The 18,046-nt window shown below is 65.4% G+C and carries 17 protein-coding genes; 12 read left to right on the forward strand and 5 right to left on the reverse strand.

What is annotated here, in order from left to right; genetic code table 11:
* Nucleotides 1-40: 40 nt before the first annotated feature.
* Nucleotides 41-1,465, forward strand: a complete 1,425-nt coding sequence (locus tag IP65_RS02290; RefSeq protein ID WP_054130603.1) for an aldehyde dehydrogenase family protein — start codon at nucleotides 41-43, stop codon at nucleotides 1,463-1,465.
* Between the two features lie 66 nt (nucleotides 1,466-1,531).
* On the opposite strand, the gene IP65_RS02295 is transcribed toward IP65_RS02290, so the two are convergent.
* Nucleotides 1,532-1,999, reverse strand: a complete 468-nt coding sequence (locus IP65_RS02295; RefSeq protein WP_054130885.1) for a MarR family winged helix-turn-helix transcriptional regulator — start codon at nucleotides 1,997-1,999, stop codon at nucleotides 1,532-1,534.
* Nucleotides 2,000-2,195: 196 nt separating this feature from the next.
* Here IP65_RS02295 and IP65_RS02300 point away from each other — a divergent pair, with 196 nt between their 5' ends.
* Nucleotides 2,196-2,636 carry an organic hydroperoxide resistance protein gene (locus IP65_RS02300; protein ID WP_022676158.1) on the forward strand — a complete coding sequence of 147 codons (441 nt, stop codon included), beginning with the start codon at nucleotides 2,196-2,198 and terminating at the stop codon, nucleotides 2,634-2,636.
* 21 nt (nucleotides 2,637-2,657) lie between these two features.
* On the opposite strand, the gene IP65_RS02305 is transcribed toward IP65_RS02300, so the two are convergent.
* Nucleotides 2,658-4,763, reverse strand: a complete 2,106-nt coding sequence (locus IP65_RS02305; protein WP_082349709.1) for a tetratricopeptide repeat-containing sulfotransferase family protein — start codon at nucleotides 4,761-4,763, stop codon at nucleotides 2,658-2,660.
* A gap of 497 nt (nucleotides 4,764-5,260) precedes the next feature.
* Here IP65_RS02305 and IP65_RS02310 point away from each other — a divergent pair, with 497 nt between their 5' ends.
* The 7 genes from IP65_RS02310 to IP65_RS02340 all read left to right on the forward strand — a co-directional run bounded on the left by IP65_RS02310 (nucleotide 5,261) and on the right by IP65_RS02340 (nucleotide 12,219).
* Nucleotides 5,261-7,684, forward strand: a complete 2,424-nt coding sequence (locus IP65_RS02310) for a TonB-dependent receptor (protein WP_156306357.1) — start codon at nucleotides 5,261-5,263, stop codon at nucleotides 7,682-7,684.
* 140 nt (nucleotides 7,685-7,824) lie between these two features.
* Nucleotides 7,825-8,511 carry a TetR/AcrR family transcriptional regulator gene (locus IP65_RS02315; RefSeq protein ID WP_054130605.1) on the forward strand — a complete coding sequence of 229 codons (687 nt, stop codon included), beginning with the start codon at nucleotides 7,825-7,827 and terminating at the stop codon, nucleotides 8,509-8,511.
* Nucleotides 8,512-8,689: 178 nt separating this feature from the next.
* Nucleotides 8,690-9,892, forward strand: coding sequence for an amine dehydrogenase large subunit (locus IP65_RS02320; RefSeq protein WP_054130606.1), 1,203 nt, complete (start codon nucleotides 8,690-8,692; stop codon nucleotides 9,890-9,892).
* A complete protein-coding gene (locus IP65_RS02325) occupies nucleotides 9,889-10,467 on the forward strand; it encodes a MauE/DoxX family redox-associated membrane protein (RefSeq protein WP_231627517.1) in 579 nt (192 codons plus the stop codon). The genes IP65_RS02320 and IP65_RS02325 overlap by 4 nt, the downstream gene beginning before the upstream one ends.
* Before the next feature lie 6 nt (nucleotides 10,468-10,473).
* Nucleotides 10,474-11,076 carry a methylamine utilization protein MauD gene (locus IP65_RS02330; protein WP_054130607.1) on the forward strand — a complete coding sequence of 201 codons (603 nt, stop codon included), beginning with the start codon at nucleotides 10,474-10,476 and terminating at the stop codon, nucleotides 11,074-11,076.
* A 37-nt stretch (nucleotides 11,077-11,113) separates the two neighbouring features.
* A complete protein-coding gene (locus tag IP65_RS02335; protein WP_022676185.1) occupies nucleotides 11,114-11,662 on the forward strand; it encodes a methylamine dehydrogenase light chain in 549 nt (182 codons plus the stop codon).
* Nucleotides 11,663-11,673: 11 nt separating this feature from the next.
* The gene (locus IP65_RS02340; protein WP_054130608.1) at nucleotides 11,674-12,219 is read left to right on the forward strand and encodes a hypothetical protein; all 546 of its coding nucleotides are present in this window, start codon (nucleotides 11,674-11,676) and stop codon (nucleotides 12,217-12,219) included.
* 31 nt (nucleotides 12,220-12,250) lie between these two features.
* On the opposite strand, the gene IP65_RS02345 is transcribed toward IP65_RS02340, so the two are convergent.
* Nucleotides 12,251-13,996, reverse strand: coding sequence for an amidohydrolase (locus tag IP65_RS02345; RefSeq protein ID WP_054130609.1), 1,746 nt, complete (start codon nucleotides 13,994-13,996; stop codon nucleotides 12,251-12,253).
* 95 nt (nucleotides 13,997-14,091) lie between these two features.
* On the opposite strand from IP65_RS02345, the gene IP65_RS02350 reads away from it, so the two are divergent.
* The 3 genes from IP65_RS02350 (at nucleotide 14,092) to IP65_RS02360 (ending at nucleotide 16,482) form a co-directional block, all read left to right on the forward strand.
* The gene (locus tag IP65_RS02350; RefSeq protein WP_054130610.1) at nucleotides 14,092-15,258 is read left to right on the forward strand and encodes an aminotransferase class I/II-fold pyridoxal phosphate-dependent enzyme; all 1,167 of its coding nucleotides are present in this window, start codon (nucleotides 14,092-14,094) and stop codon (nucleotides 15,256-15,258) included.
* A gap of 706 nt (nucleotides 15,259-15,964) precedes the next feature.
* A complete protein-coding gene (locus IP65_RS02355) occupies nucleotides 15,965-16,144 on the forward strand; it encodes an SANT/Myb-like DNA-binding domain-containing protein (protein ID WP_054130888.1) in 180 nt (59 codons plus the stop codon).
* A gap of 74 nt (nucleotides 16,145-16,218) precedes the next feature.
* Nucleotides 16,219-16,482, forward strand: a complete 264-nt coding sequence (locus IP65_RS02360) for a hypothetical protein (RefSeq protein WP_028657822.1) — start codon at nucleotides 16,219-16,221, stop codon at nucleotides 16,480-16,482.
* Here IP65_RS02360 and IP65_RS02365 read toward each other — a convergent pair.
* Both IP65_RS02365 and IP65_RS02370 read right to left on the reverse strand, forming a co-directional pair.
* Nucleotides 16,472-16,975, reverse strand: a complete 504-nt coding sequence (locus IP65_RS02365) for an isoprenylcysteine carboxyl methyltransferase family protein (protein WP_054130611.1) — start codon at nucleotides 16,973-16,975, stop codon at nucleotides 16,472-16,474. The two genes, IP65_RS02360 and IP65_RS02365, sit on opposite strands and share 11 nt — an antisense overlap.
* Nucleotides 16,972-18,021, reverse strand: coding sequence for a type III polyketide synthase (locus tag IP65_RS02370; RefSeq protein ID WP_054130612.1), 1,050 nt, complete (start codon nucleotides 18,019-18,021; stop codon nucleotides 16,972-16,974). The genes IP65_RS02365 and IP65_RS02370 overlap by 4 nt, the downstream gene beginning before the upstream one ends.
* Between the last annotated feature and the right edge of the window lie 25 nt (nucleotides 18,022-18,046).

Genomic DNA, 18,046 nt, shown 5'->3' on the forward strand with positions numbered 1-18,046 from the left:
TAAAAGTTAGCCAACCTAACTTATTGATTGGAGAAGCGCGATGCGCGAACGCCTTCAGCATTATATCGATGGCCAATGGGTCAACAGCCAGGGCGGCCGCCGCCACGAGGTGATCAACCCGGCGACGGAAGAACCCTGCGCCGCGATCACGCTCGGCACTGCTGCAGACGTTGACGCTGCCGTGGCCGCTGCGCGCCGCGCCTTCAAGACCTTCAGCCGGACGACTCGCGAAGAGCGCCTTGCGCTGCTCGACCGCGTCGTTGCGGAATACAAGAAGCGCATCCCCGATCTGGCCCACGCCATGGCCGAGGAAATGGGCGCGCCGTTGAGCTTTGCCAGCACGGCCCAGGTTGGCGCCGGAATCGGTGGGTTCATGGGGACCATCGCGGCCCTCAAGAACTTCCAGTTCGTGGAAGACAATGGCGCCTTCAAGGTGGCCCACGAGCCGATCGGCGTGGTCGGCCTGATCACCCCATGGAACTGGCCGCTTAACCAGATCGCGCTCAAAGTGGCGCCAGCTCTGGCCGCCGGCAACACCATGGTGCTCAAGCCTTCGGAAGAATGCCCCACCTGCGCCGCCATTCTCGCTGAAATCATGGACGCCGCCGGCGTGCCGGCAGGCGTGTTCAACCTGGTTCAGGGCGATGGCCCCGGTGTGGGCACGGCGATCAGCAGCCATCCCGATATCGATATGGTCAGCTTCACCGGCTCAACCCGCGCCGGCATCATGGTGGCCAAGGCGGCGGCCGACACGGTCAAGCGCGTGCACCAGGAACTGGGTGGCAAGTCGCCCAACCTGGTGCTGCCCGATGCCGATTTTGCCAGCCAGCTGCCGGCGACCGCCTCTGGCCCGCTGGTCAATTCGGGGCAAAGCTGCATCTCCCCCACGCGCATCCTTGTCCCGCGTGAACGCCAGGCCGAGGCCGCCGCGTTCGTCAAGGCAATGTATTCCGCCGCCAAGGTCGGCAACCCACTGGAGGAAGGCAGCCACCTCGGCCCGGTGGTCAACAAGGCGCAGCACGACAAGATCCGCGACCTGATCCAGTCGGCGATCGACGAAGGCGCCACGCTGGAATGCGGCGGCCCTGACCTGCCGGCCGAGGTCAACCGCGGCTATTACATTGCGCCCACGCTGTTTTCCAATGTCACGCCGGACATGCGCATTGCCAAGGAAGAGATCTTTGGCCCGGTGGCCACGATCATTCCCTATGACAGCCTGGACGAGGCGATCGAGATCGCCAACGACACCAGCTATGGCCTTTCGGCCTGCATCACCGGCGATCCGGCCAAGGCGGCAGACGTGGTGCCGGCCCTGCGCGCCGGCATGGTGGCGATCAACAACTGGGGCCCCACCCCCGGCGCCCCGTTCGGCGGATACAAGCAATCGGGCAATGGCCGTGAAGGCGGGCTCTATGGCCTGAAGGACTTCATGGAAATGAAGGCGATCAGCGGCTTGCCTGCGTAATCTGCATTCCGGCCAGAGCCACGCGTGATCGTGCGGCTCTGGCCATGCCAACACCGGCCGGCGATTTCAGGTGGTGGACTTGCGCAGTTCGCTGCCCAGCCGGTCGATCGCCGCCTTCATCTGCTGCAAATCGCCCAAGGGCATGTCGAGCGCGGACAGCACATCGAGCGGCACGCATTCCACCTGGGCCACCACCTCTGCGCCGGCCGGAGCGAGCGCCACGCGAACCACGCGCTCATCCTCCGCGTCACGCCGGCGCACCACCAGCCCGGCAGCCTCCATCCGCTTGAGCAGCGGCGTGAGCGTGTTGGATTCCAGGAACAGGACTTCGCCCAGTTCGCCCACGGTGCGGTCTTCCGCCTGGGCCAGGGCCACCAGCACCAGATATTGCAGATAAGTGAGGCCGTGGGGCGCCAGCAGCTGCTTGTAGAGCCGGTTGAACGCCAGTTGCGCCGCATAGACCGAAAAGCACAGCATGTTGGCAAAGGGTTTGTCAGCCGTGCCGGTGGCCAAGGGTGCTCCGCCGGCCGCCATCTGTGCCGCCAGCTCGGCAGCCGCCTGGGGGCCGGAAAGCGCGGTATCGAGCGGGTCTGACGGGGTCTGTTCCATATCGACAAGATAAATCGCGTGCGATCAAATCGCAAGTGCTTGACCTTTCCGCGCGACTCACCTATTTAGATCGCACACGATTTAATCGTTTTCGATATTAACCCACGAAAGGAACTCTGTCATGTCGATCAAGCCGCTTTACACCGCCCATGCCAAGGCCACTGGTGGCCGCGATGGCCGCGCCACGATTGCCGAAGACGGCGTGAACAATGGCCTGGACATCACCCTGGCCACGCCCAAGGAACTGGGTGGCAATGGCGCCGGCAACAACCCCGAACAGCTCTTCGCCGCCGGCTATGCCGCATGCTTTATCGGCGCGATGAAGTTTGCCGCCAGCCAGGACAAGGCCCTGCCCCGCGTTCCGGCTGACATCGCGGTGGATTCGGCCGTCGGCATCGGCCCGCGCAGCGATGGCGGCTTTGGCCTGACCGTGGCCCTGACCGTGCACCTGCCCGGCGTGGACCGCGCCGCAGCCGAAGCGCTGGTGGCCAAGGCCGATGAAATCTGCCCCTACAGCCACGCCACGCGCGGCAACATCGATGTGACGCTCAGCGTCGCCTGATGACGGCGAAGGCCGGCGGGGTCACCACCCCGCCGGCACGTTTGGATAGCTGTCGAGCACCGGGCCAAGCGCCGCGCGCAGCGGATCGAGCCAGGGCTCGAACCGCTTCCAATGCTCCACCGCATCGGTATAGATCGGCTGGCGCACCTGCTCAGAACTGGCGGTACGCACCGCGCGGCGGTTTTGCCAGAACGCCAGGCAGCCCTCTTCGAACGGCACCCCCACGGCGCCCAGCAGCGCGCGCACCTGGCCCGGCGTATCGGCCACCATTGCCTCATAAATCACACGGTGCACCGCGCCGGGTATCGCGCGATCGAACGCGGTCATCTGCCGCACATAGGCGGCATAGTAGTGCCCGATCTCGCTCAGGTCATAGCTGAACACCTGGCCGCGGGCGAAATACTGCTTCCATCCGGAAAAGCAGCAGCCGAGCGGATGGCGCCGCGCATCGATCACTGTCGCATTGGGCAGGATCAGGCGGATCAACCCCACATGCTGCCAATTGTTGGGCATCTTGTCGACGAAGTAGGGACGATCGGTCTTGCGGTGGATGCGCGTGCGCTCGATATATTCCTCGCCCATCTGGCGGCAATCGTCCGGTCCAAGCGCGGCGAGCAGCGCCGCCATGTCGGCAAACTCGCCCCCTTCGCCGTCATTGGCATCCACCCGCGATTGCAGGCGATCGGCAATCAGCATCATGTCGGGCAGCTCCATCGTGCCCTCGATCTGCGAATGGCTGGCCAGGATCTGCTCCACCAGCGTCGATCCGCTGCGCGGCAGGCCCACCACGAAGATGGGATCGGCGGCCGGGCAGCCCCAGCTGGCCCGCTCTGCCAGAAACTTAGGCGTGAACAGGGCGGCATGGCGATCGACCGCGGCGGCGGTGCGCGCCGGATCATAATCCAGCACGCTGCGGCGCAGGGCATTGCCGCGCGCATAATGGGCAAAGGCGCTTTCGGCAGCGGCAGGCTCGTCGCGGCTCAGGTCTTCAAAGGCCTTGCCCAGGGCAAAGTGCATCTGCGCCACGTCTTCGGCACGCTCGTCCCCCACGGCATCGTGAGGCAGGGCCGCGCGCATCGCGGCGATATCTGCCTGTTCCAGTCGCACGGTCTTGAGGTTGGCCAGGCTCCACCACGCCTCTCCCGTTGCCGGATCGAGCGCGGCGGCGCGGCGATAGGCCTCGATCGCGGCGGCCTGGTTGCCGATGGTCTTTTCAACGTGGCCGAGATTGAGCCACACCCGTGGCCGCCCAGGATCGCGCGCCAGGATGGCACGATAGAGATCGCGCGCGCCCTCCTGGTCACCAATGCGCACCAGCAACGAGGCCTTGAGCATGGCATGGCCGCCATGCTCGGGATCATCGGCCACCAGGCGGCTGGCATGGTCCAGCGCCTCGGCCACATCGGGCCCCATGGCCAGGATGCGCACCAGCAATTCACGTGCCGCCACGAAAGCGGGCGCGCGCGCCACGGCGGCACGCAGCAGCGGCAGCGCCGCCTCGATCTCTCCCTGCCGCCATAGCACCTCGCCCAGCAGGCGCAGCGCGGCAGGATCGGTGGGGATCATCGCCAGGCGCGCGCGGACATGGGTTTCCGCCTCGTCCAGCCGCCCTTCCCCCATGGCCAGGGCGGCCCGCAGCAGAACGGGGTCCTTGGCCGCGGCCTCGATACCGGCCACTTCGGCCTGGCCGGCGCCGGCTTCGTCACCGCTGGCGCGCAGCAGCGTGGCGAGCGCCTGCCAGACATGGGCCAGATCAGGCTTGAGCGCCACGGCCCGGCGCAATTGCGCCATCGCTGCGGCGTCTTCGCCCAAGGCAGCAAGCGTCAGCCCCAGTTCGGCCGCCGCAGCTGCCGCGCGCGGCTGGCTCGCCACCAGCGCAGCAAGCACGCTGCGCGCCTCGGCCAGGTGGCCCAGCACGCGCAGGGCCTGGCCTTCGAGCAGGAGGGCGTGAGGGTGGCCCGGCACCGCGCGCAGGATCTCGCGCGCCTGGGCCAGGGCCAGCGCCGGCTGGCGCGCCATCAGGCGGGCCGCATGGCCCAGCGCTGCATCAACCGTTCCGCTGGCCGAACCACCCGCATCAGCAGGTGCGGTTCCCACGCCATGCCGGCCGGCCACGTCATTTGCCATCACAGATCCTGCCTTGCGGTTTTGCCCCGATCACCATGACCGGAAACATGACATGCCCGCGCGATTACGCAACTGCGAACAGCTCCTCCCCCAGGCCGGCTCAATCGCCTGCACAATCTGCGATGCCAGATCGCTGAATTTTGTTGACAGCCGGCGTTTTGCTGGCACTATCCGCAACAAGATAGTGATTGAGACCGCGCCGCATCGCGGCACTATTGTGTAGAATCAACAGCTTGCAATCGCTGCGCTGCAATGCCGCAGATCACTCGCGCTGTTAGCGGCATGGCGCGCCACGGCAATCGGGCGCCACAAGGGTTTGATCGCACCGGTGCGCAAATCGGCACGGCGACTGCACAAAAAGCGGCATAATTACAACACCGCCGCCAAGATCATCACCAAACGACAATCATAAAAACAAGCGTTCGCAGGAAGACGGCAGAAAAAGAACTTCAGGCCATCAGGGGGCATGAACAATGGTGTTTGAACAACGGTCGCAGATGAGGCGTGCACTGGGTATTCTCGGCGCCTCGACCGTCCTTTCCAGCATGGCGCTGCCGGTTGCGGCCTTGGCCCAGTCGGCACCAGCGCCCGCCCCGGCCCCCGATGCGGCCGCTGCAGACAATGGCACCGGCGGCCTTGGCGAAATCGTGGTCACCGCCACGCGCAAGGCCGAAAGCGTGCAGAAGGTGCCGATCTCGATCCAGGCGCTGGGCGCGGAAAAGCTGGAACAGCACCAGGTCAGCACGTTTGCCGATTACGCCAGCATGCTGCCCTCGGTCAGCTTTTCCGGGCTCGGGCCAGGGCAGAGCGAAGTCTATTTCCGCGGCATTGCCGTGGATGGTGGCGCACTGTCGACCAGCGGCACCTATCTCGATGACGTGCCGATTTCGCAGCCGGGGCGGATGCCCGAAGTGCACATCTACGATATCGAGCGGGTCGAGGCGCTGTCGGGCCCGCAAGGGACGCTCTATGGCGCCGGCTCGCTGGCGGGTACGCTGCGCATCATCACCAACAAGGCCAAGATCGGCAAGTTCGAGGCCGGCACCGATGTCCAGGTCGATGCCTATGGCAAGGGCGCGGCCGGCGCGATGGTCGAAGGCTTCGTCAACATCCCGGTGAACGAGCACATCGCCGTGCGCATGATGGGCTTCTACGATCACGAGGGCGGCTACATCGACAACACCCACGGCACGTACACCTATCAGTTGGGCGATGATGATCCCAACACGACCTATACCGTGAACAACGCCACGCTGGTGCAGAAGAACTACAACCCGGTCGATAGCTATGGCGGTCGCGTCAATGCCACGATCGAGGCGGGCGACTGGAAGCTCTATCCTTCCGTCACCTATCAGTATCTCGATGCCAAGGGCTTCTTCAACTATGATCCGCGCGTCGGCGATCTGCAGGTGCACGATTACAGCCCGACCGAGAATATCGACAAGTGGGTCCAGGCCTCGCTGACGATCCAGGGCAAGATCGGCGATTTCGACCTGGTGTCTTCGTCGGGCTATTTCCGCCGCAAGATTCACAATACCAGTGACTATACCTATTACTCGGTCCACTATGACCAGCTTGGTCCGGGCTATGAAAACTATCTCAAGTTCCGTGACAAGAGCGGCAACTTCATCAACCCGACGCAGTCCTATATCGGCCGCCTGACCCAGACCAAGGTGACGCAGGAACTGCGCCTTTCGGTGCCCAAGGAATGGGGTTTCGACCTGACCGTAGGCGGCTTCTTCCAGTTCCAGAAGATGGCCCAGGACGACGATTACCAGATCCCCGGCCTGAGCCAGATCGACCTCGCCACCTCATGCGCCGATGGCTGCCAGTGGAACCCGGCGATCAAACGCGACGCGTTCTACAACCAGGATCTCAACCAGCGATTCCGCGACTATGCGGTGTTTGCCGAAGGCACCGTGCCGATCACCTCGCAGATCAAGGTGACCGGCGGCATCCGCGTGTTCAAGGCCAACAACTCGGTCTATGGATTCAGCGGCGTCGCCAGCCAGGCGCTTAAACTTGGCTGTACCGTGCCGTTCCCGGCCGACCAGCGGTTTTCCTGCGTCAACAACAACAAGCCGGCCTACAACGAGACCGGCGAAACCCATAAGGTGAGCGTGACCTGGCAGGTCACGTCCGACAAGATGGTCTATGCCACCTATTCCACCGGGTTCCGCCCTGGCGGCACCAACCAGTTGCCAGAGATGGGCACTTACAAGGCCGATCGGCTGGCCAATTACGAAGTGGGCGTCAAGACCAGCTGGAACAACAAGCTGCGCTGGAACGCGGCGGTCTATTATGAAAAGTGGACCGGTGTGCAATACACCGTCATCCCGTTGGGATATTTCGGCAACGGCGGCACGGTCAATGCTGGTGCGGCGCGAGTGTTCGGCATCGAATCCGATTTCGATCTCAAGCTCGGGCAGTTCACGATCAGCGGTTCCGGGTCATACAACGATGCCAAGCTGACGCAGGATTTCTGCGTGCTCGACCCTGCCACCCTCACCCCGATCAGCGATTGCACCGGCAAGCCAGACGAGATCGCCGCCGCCAAGGGCACGCGCCTGCCGCGCCAGCCCCGCTTCAAGGGCCAGCTTTCGGCGCGGTATGAAGGCGATCTGGGCTCGCTCAACGATTTCGCGCAAGTGACCATGCACGCCCAGACGCTGTCGACCTCCAACCTCGACACCTACAAGAACAGCCTCTTGGGCAACACGCCGGGCTTCGTCAGCTTCGATTTCTCCACCGGCGTATCGAAGGACAACTGGACGCTGACGGCCTTCATCGAAAACGTGTTCGATCGCCGTGGCGAGCTGTCCAAGAACACGTTCTGCGCGATCGAATACTGCTCGGGCTCTTCGCGCACCATGCCGATCAAGCCTCAGTATTTCGGGCTGAAATATTCCATGCGCTATTGACGCGGCGCTCTCGCCAACCGCCAGAGCACTTTCCACCCTTGCCCCCGTCGCGCCCCGGCGCGGCGGGGGTCGTTTTATCTGCCGGCGCAGCTGCCACGGACAACTGGCCGTTTCGCTCTGCCCGTGGTAGCCTGGCGGGAATGACACCAGCAGACCGTGCCATCACCACCCCGCGTCCCGGTGGCTATGCCCGTGGCGCGGCCACGGCCGAAGCCATCGTCAAGGCCGCGCACAAGGTGCTGATCGAGGAAGGCGCCGCGCAGTTCACCGTGCGCCGTATCGCCGCCGAATGCGGGATGAAGGTGGGCAATGTCAGCTATCATTTCCCGCGCAAGGAAATGCTGGTCCAGCTCATGCTCGACGACATGCTGGAAAGCTATGACAAGGTACTCGATAACGAGGTGCGCCAGCCCGGCCTTACCGCGCAGGAGCGGCTGCGCCGGGTGATCGCGCTGTGCCTGGAAGATATTGCCGGCATGCGCACCACGCGCCTGTTTACCGAACTGTGGGCCATGGCCAACCACAACGCCGTGGTGGCAGAGCGGGTGGCGCAGTTCTATGCCCGCGTCCACGGGGTTATCTGCGAATATGTCAGCGCGCTGAACCCCGCGCTGTCTGCGGCCGAAACCCAGACCGTGGCGCTCTACATCAGCGCCTCGATGGAAGGGGCGACACCCTTTCTCGGCTATCGCAAGCCCTGGGCCGATCGCATGCCGGCGTTCATCGCAATCGCCGGCAAGGCGCTGGTGGAACTGGCCTGTACCATCACCCCGGACGACATTGCCGGGCTGGGCATGCCCACCCGCGATCCATGTGATGCCAGATAGCGAGAAAAGTTTTGCGGCACCTGCGAATGTCGCTTGACTGAAATAGGACATTCGTCAAAACTTGTGATCGCAATGGCATGTGGGGGCATGCCGGACTCGGGCAAACACCCGGTCCTTCGCGCCCTTGCCAATGCCGCGATCACCACGGGCTGTCACATTCGAACAGGGGCCGGCCACGATGACGTTTGCTGCCATCAAGGGGCGTTTTCTCGCAACTGCAACACTGGCCGTGGCGCTGGCCGGCGGCCTGCCTGGGGCGCTGGCGCCGTCGGCCATGGCGGCCCCGGTCGCCGCACCGATCGCGTCGGTGGAACCCGAACAGTCTGACGTGGCGCAGTTGACGCCGCCCAAGACCAGCTGGTTCTTCATCAACGGCGGGTTCACGTCCAATTCCTCGGTCATCTACGATACCGTCAGTGGCAAGCTGATCGGCCACGTCGAAACCCCGCAGTTGACCGACCTGGCGCTCGATCCTGCGGGCAAGTTCTATTACGTGTCGTCCACCTTGTGGACCAAGGGCCTGCGCGGAACGCGGCAGGACTATGTCTCGGTGTTCGACAGCGTCGATCTCAAGCTTCAGGCAGATATTGCCATGCCGGGCCGGCTGCTGGTGGGCGGCCGGATGAACAATTTCGTGGTCAGCCCCGATGGCAAGTTCGGCTATGTCTACAACATGAGCCCGGCCTCGTCGGTCAACGTGATCGATCTGACGGCGCGCAAGTTCGTCAAGACGGTGGAACTGCCCGGCTGCGCCAGCCTGGTTCCGGTGCCCGGCGTGGGCCTGTCGGCGCTGTGCTCCGATGGCTCGCTCGCCACGTTGAGCCTGGCCGGCGGGAAAAGCCAGATCACCCGCAGCGATCCGTTCTTTTCCGCCACCGACGATCCGATCTTCGACAATTTCGAAGTCGATCGCGGGCACAACCAGATCGTGATGCTGAGCTATACCGGCAAGGTCTATACCGCTACGCTGGGGGCCAAGCCGGTGATTGCCGCGCCGTTCTCTTTGCAGGAAGCCGCCGGCGTGCCGGCCGGATCGGCCGCGCCCAACCAGGTCAACTGGTATCCGGGCGGGGTGCAACAGATGGCCCTGCACCGCGCCACCGGCCAGGTCTATATCCTGATGCACATGGGCGAGTTCTGGTCGCACAAAGCCGGCGCGAGCGAAGTGTGGCAGCTCGACCTGGCCAGCCACAAGGTGGTCAAGCGCATGGCCGTGCCCGGCGAACCGCGCATGATTGCCGTGACGCAGGAAGCCGCCCCCCACCTGGTCTTTGCTGGCGAGGACGAGACGGTCTACGTCTATGACCTGGCCACCGGCAAGCAGGCGTGGAAGCTGGATCATGCCGGCAATGGTGTGATCACGGTGGCGCAGCCGCAGTGATCGCGCTCGGCGCCCCGGATGCGGCCTCTGCGGCGATCGGCCTGATGGCCGTGGCGCTGACCGGGCGCATTGCCACGGTGGGCGTGGGGCTGGTGTTCCTTACTGCGGCAGCGGGCAAGCTGCGCCATCGGGTTTTGCTACCCGGCGTGATCGCCAATTACCGCCTCTTGCCGCCGGCCCTGGTGGCGCCTGTGGCCAGCGCCCTACCCGTGGCAGAACTGATCCTGGGCGCTTGGCTGCTGTCTGGCCTGATGACGCCGCCAGCAGCCGCCGTTGCCGCGCTGCTGCTGGGCATTTTCGCCTGGGCCATGGCGGTCAACCTGCGGCGCGGGCGTGGGCATATCGATTGCGGCTGCGGCCATGCCGCGCTGCGCCAGCCGCTGGCCTGGCCGCTGGTCATGCGCAACGTGGTGCTAGCCGCGCTGCTGCTGCCGGCCTTGGCCACGGCGCCACTGCCGGGGCAGGCCTGGCTGCTGGGCGCGGCTGGGGGAATCGTGCTGTTTCTGTTGGTGCAATTGTTCAATGCGATCGTGGCCCTGGCGGGTTCTCCGCTGGCCCCGGCGCGAAAAGGGTAGCGGGCGATGATGACGGCTCTGATCGTTTCACAAGGCATTTCCTGGCTGATCATCGCACTGCTGGTGGTGGCGCTGCTGGCCCTGGCCCGCCAGGTGGGCGTGCTGCACATGCGCGTGGCCCCGGCCGGCGCGCTGACCACGGCGGGCGGCCCGGCGGTGGGTGCGGCCAGCCAGGCCGTGGCCAGCCACACGCTCGATGGCGCGGCGATCAGCGTGGGCGGCGCGGCCCCGGGCACGCCGCTGCGCCTGCTGATGTTCGTTTCGGCCTCTTGCCCGCTGTGCAAGAACCTGATCCCCATGGCCAAGTCCTTCGCCCGCGACGAGCGCGTGGCGCTGACCTTCGTGGGCGACGATACGGTGGACGCTCAGCGCGAGATGATCGCCCGCCATGGCCTGGAAGCCTATCCCTTCGTCAATGGGCCGGAAGTGGGCCAGGCCTTTGCCGTGGGCAAGCTGCCCTTTGCCGTGCTGCTCGATGACCAGGGCGTGGTCCTGTCCAAGGGGCTGGTCAACAGCCGCGAGCACCTCGAAAGCCTGGTGATTGCCCACGAAATGGGGGTTCACTCGGTGCAGGACTATGTCGCCCGCATGCATGGCGCGGTGGCCTGACGCAAACGCTACGAGAAGAGTTCTAGGGGCAACGATCATGATCCATTTCGATGCTGACAGCCTGGGCGAAAAGGTCTTGCGGCGCTTTGCCGGCGGCACGTCGCGCCGGGGCATTCTGGCCCGGCTCGGCACCGCACTGGTAGCCGCGCCGCTATTCCCCGTGCTGCCGGTCAGCCGCGCCAATGCCGCGCCGGCCAAGCCCGATCGCGGGCCAGAGGCGAAGACCACCTTTGCCCGTGGCGCGCAGGTAACTGACAATACCAAGTGCGATTACTGGCGCTATTGCGCGATCGACGGCGCGCTGTGCACCTGCTGCGGCGGCGGGGTACACACCTGCCCGGCCGGGGCCGAACCCTCGCCGGTGTCGTGGGTGGGCACCTGCGTCAATCCCGAAGACGGCAAGTCGTACCTGATCGCCTATCGCGATTGCTGCGGTAAATCCTATTGCAACAAGTGCAATTGCGACAATGCCGACCGCGAAACGCAGATCTATGTGCCGCAGCTCAACAACGATATCATCTGGTGCTTCGGTACGCAGAGCATGGAATACCACTGCTCCACCGCCGTGCTGGTCGGCGCGGCCTGAGCGCAGCGGCCATGAAGATCGCGCGTCTTTCCCTGCTGGCGGCCACGGCATTGCTCAGCGCCAGCCTCGCCACGCGGCTGAGCGCCGCGCACGATGCCGCGCCCGCCCCCGCTCTAGCGCAACCGGTGATGGAAGATCCCAACCAGGCGCGGGTGGATTATATCGAGAATTGCGGCGGCTGCCACGGCGTGAACGGCAGCACGGTGCCGGCGCAACTGCCCGAACTGCTGGGCCGCGTCGGCTGGTTCATGTGCACGCCCGATAGCCGTGCCTATCTGCTGCGCCTGCCCAACGTCGCGCACAGCCGCATCCGCGACAATGCCGAGCTGGCCGATCTGATGAACTATGTGGTCTTCGTGCTGGGCGGGCATAGCGTGCCGGCCGGCACCCGTCCGTTTACCGCCGATGAAGTGGGCCGCGAGCGCCAGCATGCGCTGTCCAACGCCTCGCTCACCGCAGAGCGGCTGCGCCATGCCACGACTGCGGTAAAGCAGTGCCATGCCCCGCAGGATATCAAGCTGCTCTATCCTGGCTACAATCCCGCGACGGCGCACTGACTCGCGCCGATCGGCGCAGGGCCGATGCCCGTCAGCGACGCAGGCGGCTGTCGTAGACCAGCTTGCCACCCACGAACGTCATATCCACCTTGCCCTTGAGCAGGGCTTCGGGTGGCGCGGTCAGCGGATCGAACGGCAGCACGATCATGTCGGCCAGCTTGCCGGGTTCCAGCGTGCCCTTCTGACTTTCTTCCCAAGACAGATAGGCGCCATTGGCGGTGTACATGCGAATCGCCTCGGCACGTGAAACGGCTTCTTCCGCGCCGTGCACCACGCCGCTGGGCCCCTTGCGGGTGATCGCGGCATAGAGGCCGACGAGCGGCCCCACCGGCAGGTTGTCGCTACCAAAGGCCATGAACAGGCCGAATTTCTTTACCGGCGTGGCCACCGCATTGTTATGCGCCAGACGCCAATCGTCCAGCACCTGGGTGTAGCGGTCTTCCAGGTTGTAGAGAAAATTGGGCTGCTGGGCGATCATCACCTTGTCGCGCGCCATAGTCTGCATCGTGGCATCGGGCGGCATGATCGTAAAATGATCGGTGAACCAGCGGTGGTCAGCCGGCATCTTGCCCTGCGCCGCCAGGCGTTTGAGCGCCATGTCATAGGCATTGACGGTCTGCACGATGGCCGCGTCGCCAATGCAGTGGAGGCCCATCTGCCAGCCGGCCGCGGCCGCGGTATCGACCATCTCCTGAAGCTGCGCGTCGGTGAAGCGGCCCTTGCCGCGAAAGCCAGGCTGCCCCTTGTAATCGGCCAGCAGCCACGCGGTGGGGCCGGTAAAGCCGCCGTCCACCGCGTTCTCGCCAATCGCGCCCAGGCGCACATGATTGTCACCATAACCGGTGTGATGCGGGAAGGCCTTGAGCCGCGCGGCGCCGGGATAGCTGATGTACATGGTCACGCGCGGCAGGCGGTCACCCATTTCCGCATAGAGTTCGCGCGCGCGGCGAAAGGTCATTCCCGCGCCCAGCAGGTCCAGCCCCTGCTCGCCGGGCGCCGGGCCGCCCGCACCATAGGGCTCGTCGTCGATCGATCCGCTGGCATCGTGGAAACTGGTTATGCCCAGCGCCAGGATGGAGCGGAGCCAGGTGACCGTTGCCGGCTTCATCACGTCCCAGCCGGGCTGGGGGATCAGGCGCAGCACCGCGCCATAGCTTTCGCGGATGATACCGTTGGGCTCGCCACTGGCATCATGCTCGATCAGCCCACCGGCGGGATCGGGCGTGTTGCGGTCGATCCCTGCCAGCTTCAGCGCCAGGCTGTTGGCCACGGCCGAATGCGATCCGGCGCGCACCAGCAGCACGGGATTGTCAGGCACGGCCGCATCGAGATCGGCACGGGTTATGTTGCGCTTTTCCGCCAGGTTGGCTTCCTGCCAGCCATAGCCGGTGATCCATTGCCCTGGCCCCAGCGCGCGGGCCTTGTCGCGCAGCATGGCCTGCACCTGTGCCATGCTGGTGGCGCTGGCCACGGCAATGTCGCTGGGCTTGATCGGCGCGGGATGCAGATGCGTATCGATGAAGCCGGGCATCAGGGTGCGGCCTTTGAGATCGACCACATCGCGCGCCGCAAAGCGCTTGAGCAGCCCTTCCCCGCCCACCGCAACAATACGATCGCCGCGCACCACCACAGCCGACGCCACGGCAAAACGCTTGTCCACCGTCAGCACCTGGCCATTGTGCAGGATCAGGTCTGCCATCTGGCGCGCCTGCGCCCCACTGGCGCCGCACAGCACCAGTGCCAATCCCGCCACGCCTGCCTGCCAAGCCTTGCGCATTGCCTTGCCCCCCGGTTCGCCTGAAAGAGGCTAGCAAATTGTGATCTCAGTGCAACGGGCTTTGCGTCGGCGCATCGGGTGCCTAAGATCGCTGGATGACCGCGCCTCCGCTGAACCCGCTCTATGCCACCATGCCCACCACGATTTTCGAGGCGATGTCGGCCCTCGCGCGGGAGCATGGCGCGATCAACCTCGGCCAGGGCTTTCCCGATGGCCCGCCGCCGCTCGCCCTGGCGCAAGCCGCCGCGCGGGCCATGGCGGAACGATCGCAGCAATATCCCCCGATGGCCGGCGTGCCCGAACTGCGCGATGCGGTCGCCGCGTTCTATGCCCGGCGGCAGGGCCTGGCCCTGGGCCGCGAGCATGCCATCGTTACGTCGGGCGCGACGGAGGCGGTGGCAGCGGCGATCCTTGCCACTGTCCGCGCCGGAGACCAGGTGCTCGTGCTGGCGCCGGCCTATGACGCCTATGCCCCGCTGGTGCGCCGCGCTGGCGGGGTGCCGGTGTTCGTGGGCCTGGCGCCGCCCGATTGGGCCATGCCGATCGATGCGCTGCGCGCCGCGATCACGCCGCGCACCCGCGCGCTGATCCTCAACGATCCGCTCAATCCCACCGGTACGGTGACCAGCGCGGCAGAGCGGACGGCGCTGGCGCAGCTCTGCGTTTCCGCCAACCTGATCGCCATCTGTGACGAGGTGTGGGAGGTGGTGCGGTTCGATGGCCTGCGCCATGCCTCGCTGATGGCAGAGCCGGGCATGGCCGCGCGCACGATCAAGGTGGGATCGGCCGGCAAGATCTTTGGCGCCACGGGGTGGAAGGTGGGCTGGCTCGTGGCCGATCCGGCACTGGCCACGGTGGTTGCGCGCGCGCACCAGTTCCTGACGTTTACCACGCCGCCGATGCTGCAATGGGCCGTGGCAGAAGGGCTGACCGATGATGCGCTGATCGATGCCCAGGTGGCCGATTGGGCGGCATCGCGCCAGGCGCTGCTGGAAGCGCTGGCCCACCATGGCTTTGCCACCCTGCCCGGCAGCGCCACCTGGTTTTCGTGCATCGATCTGGCGCAGAGCGGCGTGCCCCTGGATGATCGCACCTTCGCCACGCGCGCCGTCGCCGAAGCGGGCGTGGCAACCATTCCGCTTTCCGCGCTGTGGGAAGGCCCGCCCGCGCCGCGCCATATCGTGCGGCTGTGCCACTGCAAGCCGCCGCCCATGCTGCGCGCCGCCGTGGGAAAGCTCGCCGCGTGGCGCGATGGTTTGTGACAGGTTGAACCGCTCGTCCCGCCTGTCAAACCATCCGCAAAATTCCCTCTTGCGCGACTCGAAAGACAGGCGCAGCATCCCTTTATCGACAGGAAAACGTGCCGCCGATCAGCTGGTACAAGCCGATGATTTACGGCGCTATTTTCTTGAAGTGCAAGCCTTTTGCCAAACGGAACACCGGCCATGTCCGCTCGTGCCTTCACGGCATGGTGAGCGGGTGTGACGGCGCCCGCGAGGGGGCTTGCGGCAATGGTTTTGTGCGCAGCAATTCCGCCTTGGCTGGTGTCTGGACACGCGGCCTGGAACTGTTTCGCAACCACCATATGCCTGTCCTTTGCCCCGGCGGGGTCCGTCCCGTGCGTTCATGATCGGCGCGCGTGGGAGCGGTGCTTCGAGGCAAAGGCCACGCCCGTGATGCCGCCCGCAAGCGGCGTTGCGCAGCAGGTCGGGCCTCGCTCTTCCCCGAGCGGGCGATACGGACCACGCACGGGAGCTTTGGCGCCGCCTGGCCTTGCCAGATGCCGCCGACGGCCCAGGGGCTTCGTGCCCTGAACGGCCCCCGCCCGCAGCCCGTTGGCTCTGGCCGAACACAACGCCGAATCAATCGGCCACAGGCGCATTGGGGGCCGGCAGCGATGCCGGCCCCCGTTTTATCTGGCTTGCCGTTTCCTTGGACAGCGGCGCCGCCATGCCCTACCGCGCGGCCATGGCCGAAAAGTTCGAACGTCATCGCCAGCCCTGGACTCCTGCTGAACTCCAGAAGCTTCACACCCTCGCCAAAAAGGGCATGGGCCTCAAATCCATTGCCAAGGCGCTCACCCGCACCGAGGAATCGGTCAAGGACCGGGCCAAGGCCGATGGCCTGAGCATTGCCAAGCTGCGTTGACAAGCTTGGGTTCAGGCAGTCCAATCAATACGGTGGGCCGTCGCAACCGCACCCTGTTTGCAAGGAAACCGTTCATGAATGCACGTGCTGCCAGCGTTATTCTGGGTCTTGGTGCCATGCTGATCGGCATGAGCCAGACGCCCGCTTTGGCCGAGGCTGATCCCGGCAAGAAGGCCTGCGTGCAGGAAGCGCGGCGGCTGTGCCCGGCCGAGATGAAATCGTTGAGCCGCAAGAAGGTGGAAGCCTGCATGATCGCCAAGATCAATGAGACTTCCCCCGTGTGCCACGCCGCGATGCTGCGCATCCGCGCAGAACGCCAGGCGGCCGCTAAGCGCTGATTCCGGCGCTGCCGTAGAGCGCGCTGTTCTCTGCCCTGATCCGCACCGTCAGCATGGCGGCGTTGAGCACAGTAAACAGCAGCGCTACCCACACCAGGCCAAACGTCAACGGCAGCACCGCGATTTCGGCGGTCACCACCATGTAGTTGGGGTGGCGCACGAAACGGAACGGCCCACGCTTTACCAGCGGCGCGTCACGCGTGACGATAATGCGCGTGGTCCAGCGCGGGCCCAGCGTGGCCAGCACCCACACCCGCATCAGCTGCAGCACGGCAAATACCGCCAGCAGGGGCAGAAAGATCGGGCGGTCACCCACCGTGAACCACAAGACCGCCAGCCATGCGGTGTGCATGGCAACCATCACCGGATAGTGATTGGCGCCCACTTCGCGCGCCCCGGCCGCCATCAGCCGCGCGGTGTTGCGCCGCGCGATCACCAGCTCGCTCAGGCGTTGCAGCGTGACAAAGGCCATGATGGCATAGGCCGCGTTCATGCCGCACACCGCAGCGTGAGCGACGACGCAGTAAACCCCGGCCCCAGCGCGCTCATCACGCAAAGCGGCGGCAGCCCCTCTTGCCGATAGCGATCCAGCACGAACAGCACCGTTGGTGCAGACATATTGCCGTGATCCCGCAAAACCTCGCGCTCCTTGACCAGTGCGCCCTGGTTCAGAGCAAGGGCGCTTTCCAATGCATCGACCACCTTGGCCCCGCCGGGATGGCAGATGAAGCGGTCAACGTCGTCGATCCGCAAGCCTTGCGGGGCAAGCATCTCCTCCATCGCCTGGCGCATTTCCTGCCGGGCAAAGGCGGGAATGGCCCGGTTGAGCACGACGCCCAGGCCGGTTGGCTCTGCCTGCCAGCCCATGATGTCGAGCGTATCGGGCCAGGTCTTTTCGGCGCTGGCGGTAATCTGCGCAAAGCCGCCCTCGCCGCTGCGCAGCACGCAGGCCGCCGCGCCATCGCCGAACAGCGCGGTCGACACGATATCGGCCTTGTCCGCCCGGTCGGTGCGCAAGGCCATGCTGCACAGCTCCACCGTGACGAACAGCACGTGCGATCCGGGCGTGGCGCGGGCGAGCTTGCTTGCCAGGCCCAGCCCGGTTGTGCCGCCGGCGCAGCCCAGCCCGAACACCGGCACGCGCACTACATCGGTGCGGAACAGCATCCGTGCCATAGCGCGCGCCTCCAGGCTGGGGGTGGCGATGCCGGTGGACGACACGGTAACGATGGTATCCACCTGGTCGGCGCGCAGATCGGCCTGGGCCAGCGCCTGCTCCGCCGCCGCGACCCACAGATCGAGCGCCACCTCCAGATAGACCGCGCTGCGTTCGGCAAAGCTGCGTTCCTGGCGATACCAGGCCACCGGCCGCGCCAGTTGCCGGGTGTGGACACCGGCGTTGGTATAGACCGCGGCCAGCCGCTCGAAATCGGCGAAATGCCCGCCAATGAGCGTACGCGCCGTGGCGATCGCCTCTTCCTGGGGCAGGATATTCGGGGGAGTTTGGGTGGCAAGCGAGAGAATTGAAACGGGCAGCATCTACGGTATCGCCTGCAAGACCGGC

It is taken from the genome of Novosphingobium sp. AAP1 (genome assembly GCF_001295765.1).
GTDB lineage: Bacteria > Pseudomonadota > Alphaproteobacteria > Sphingomonadales > Sphingomonadaceae > Novosphingobium > Novosphingobium capsulatum.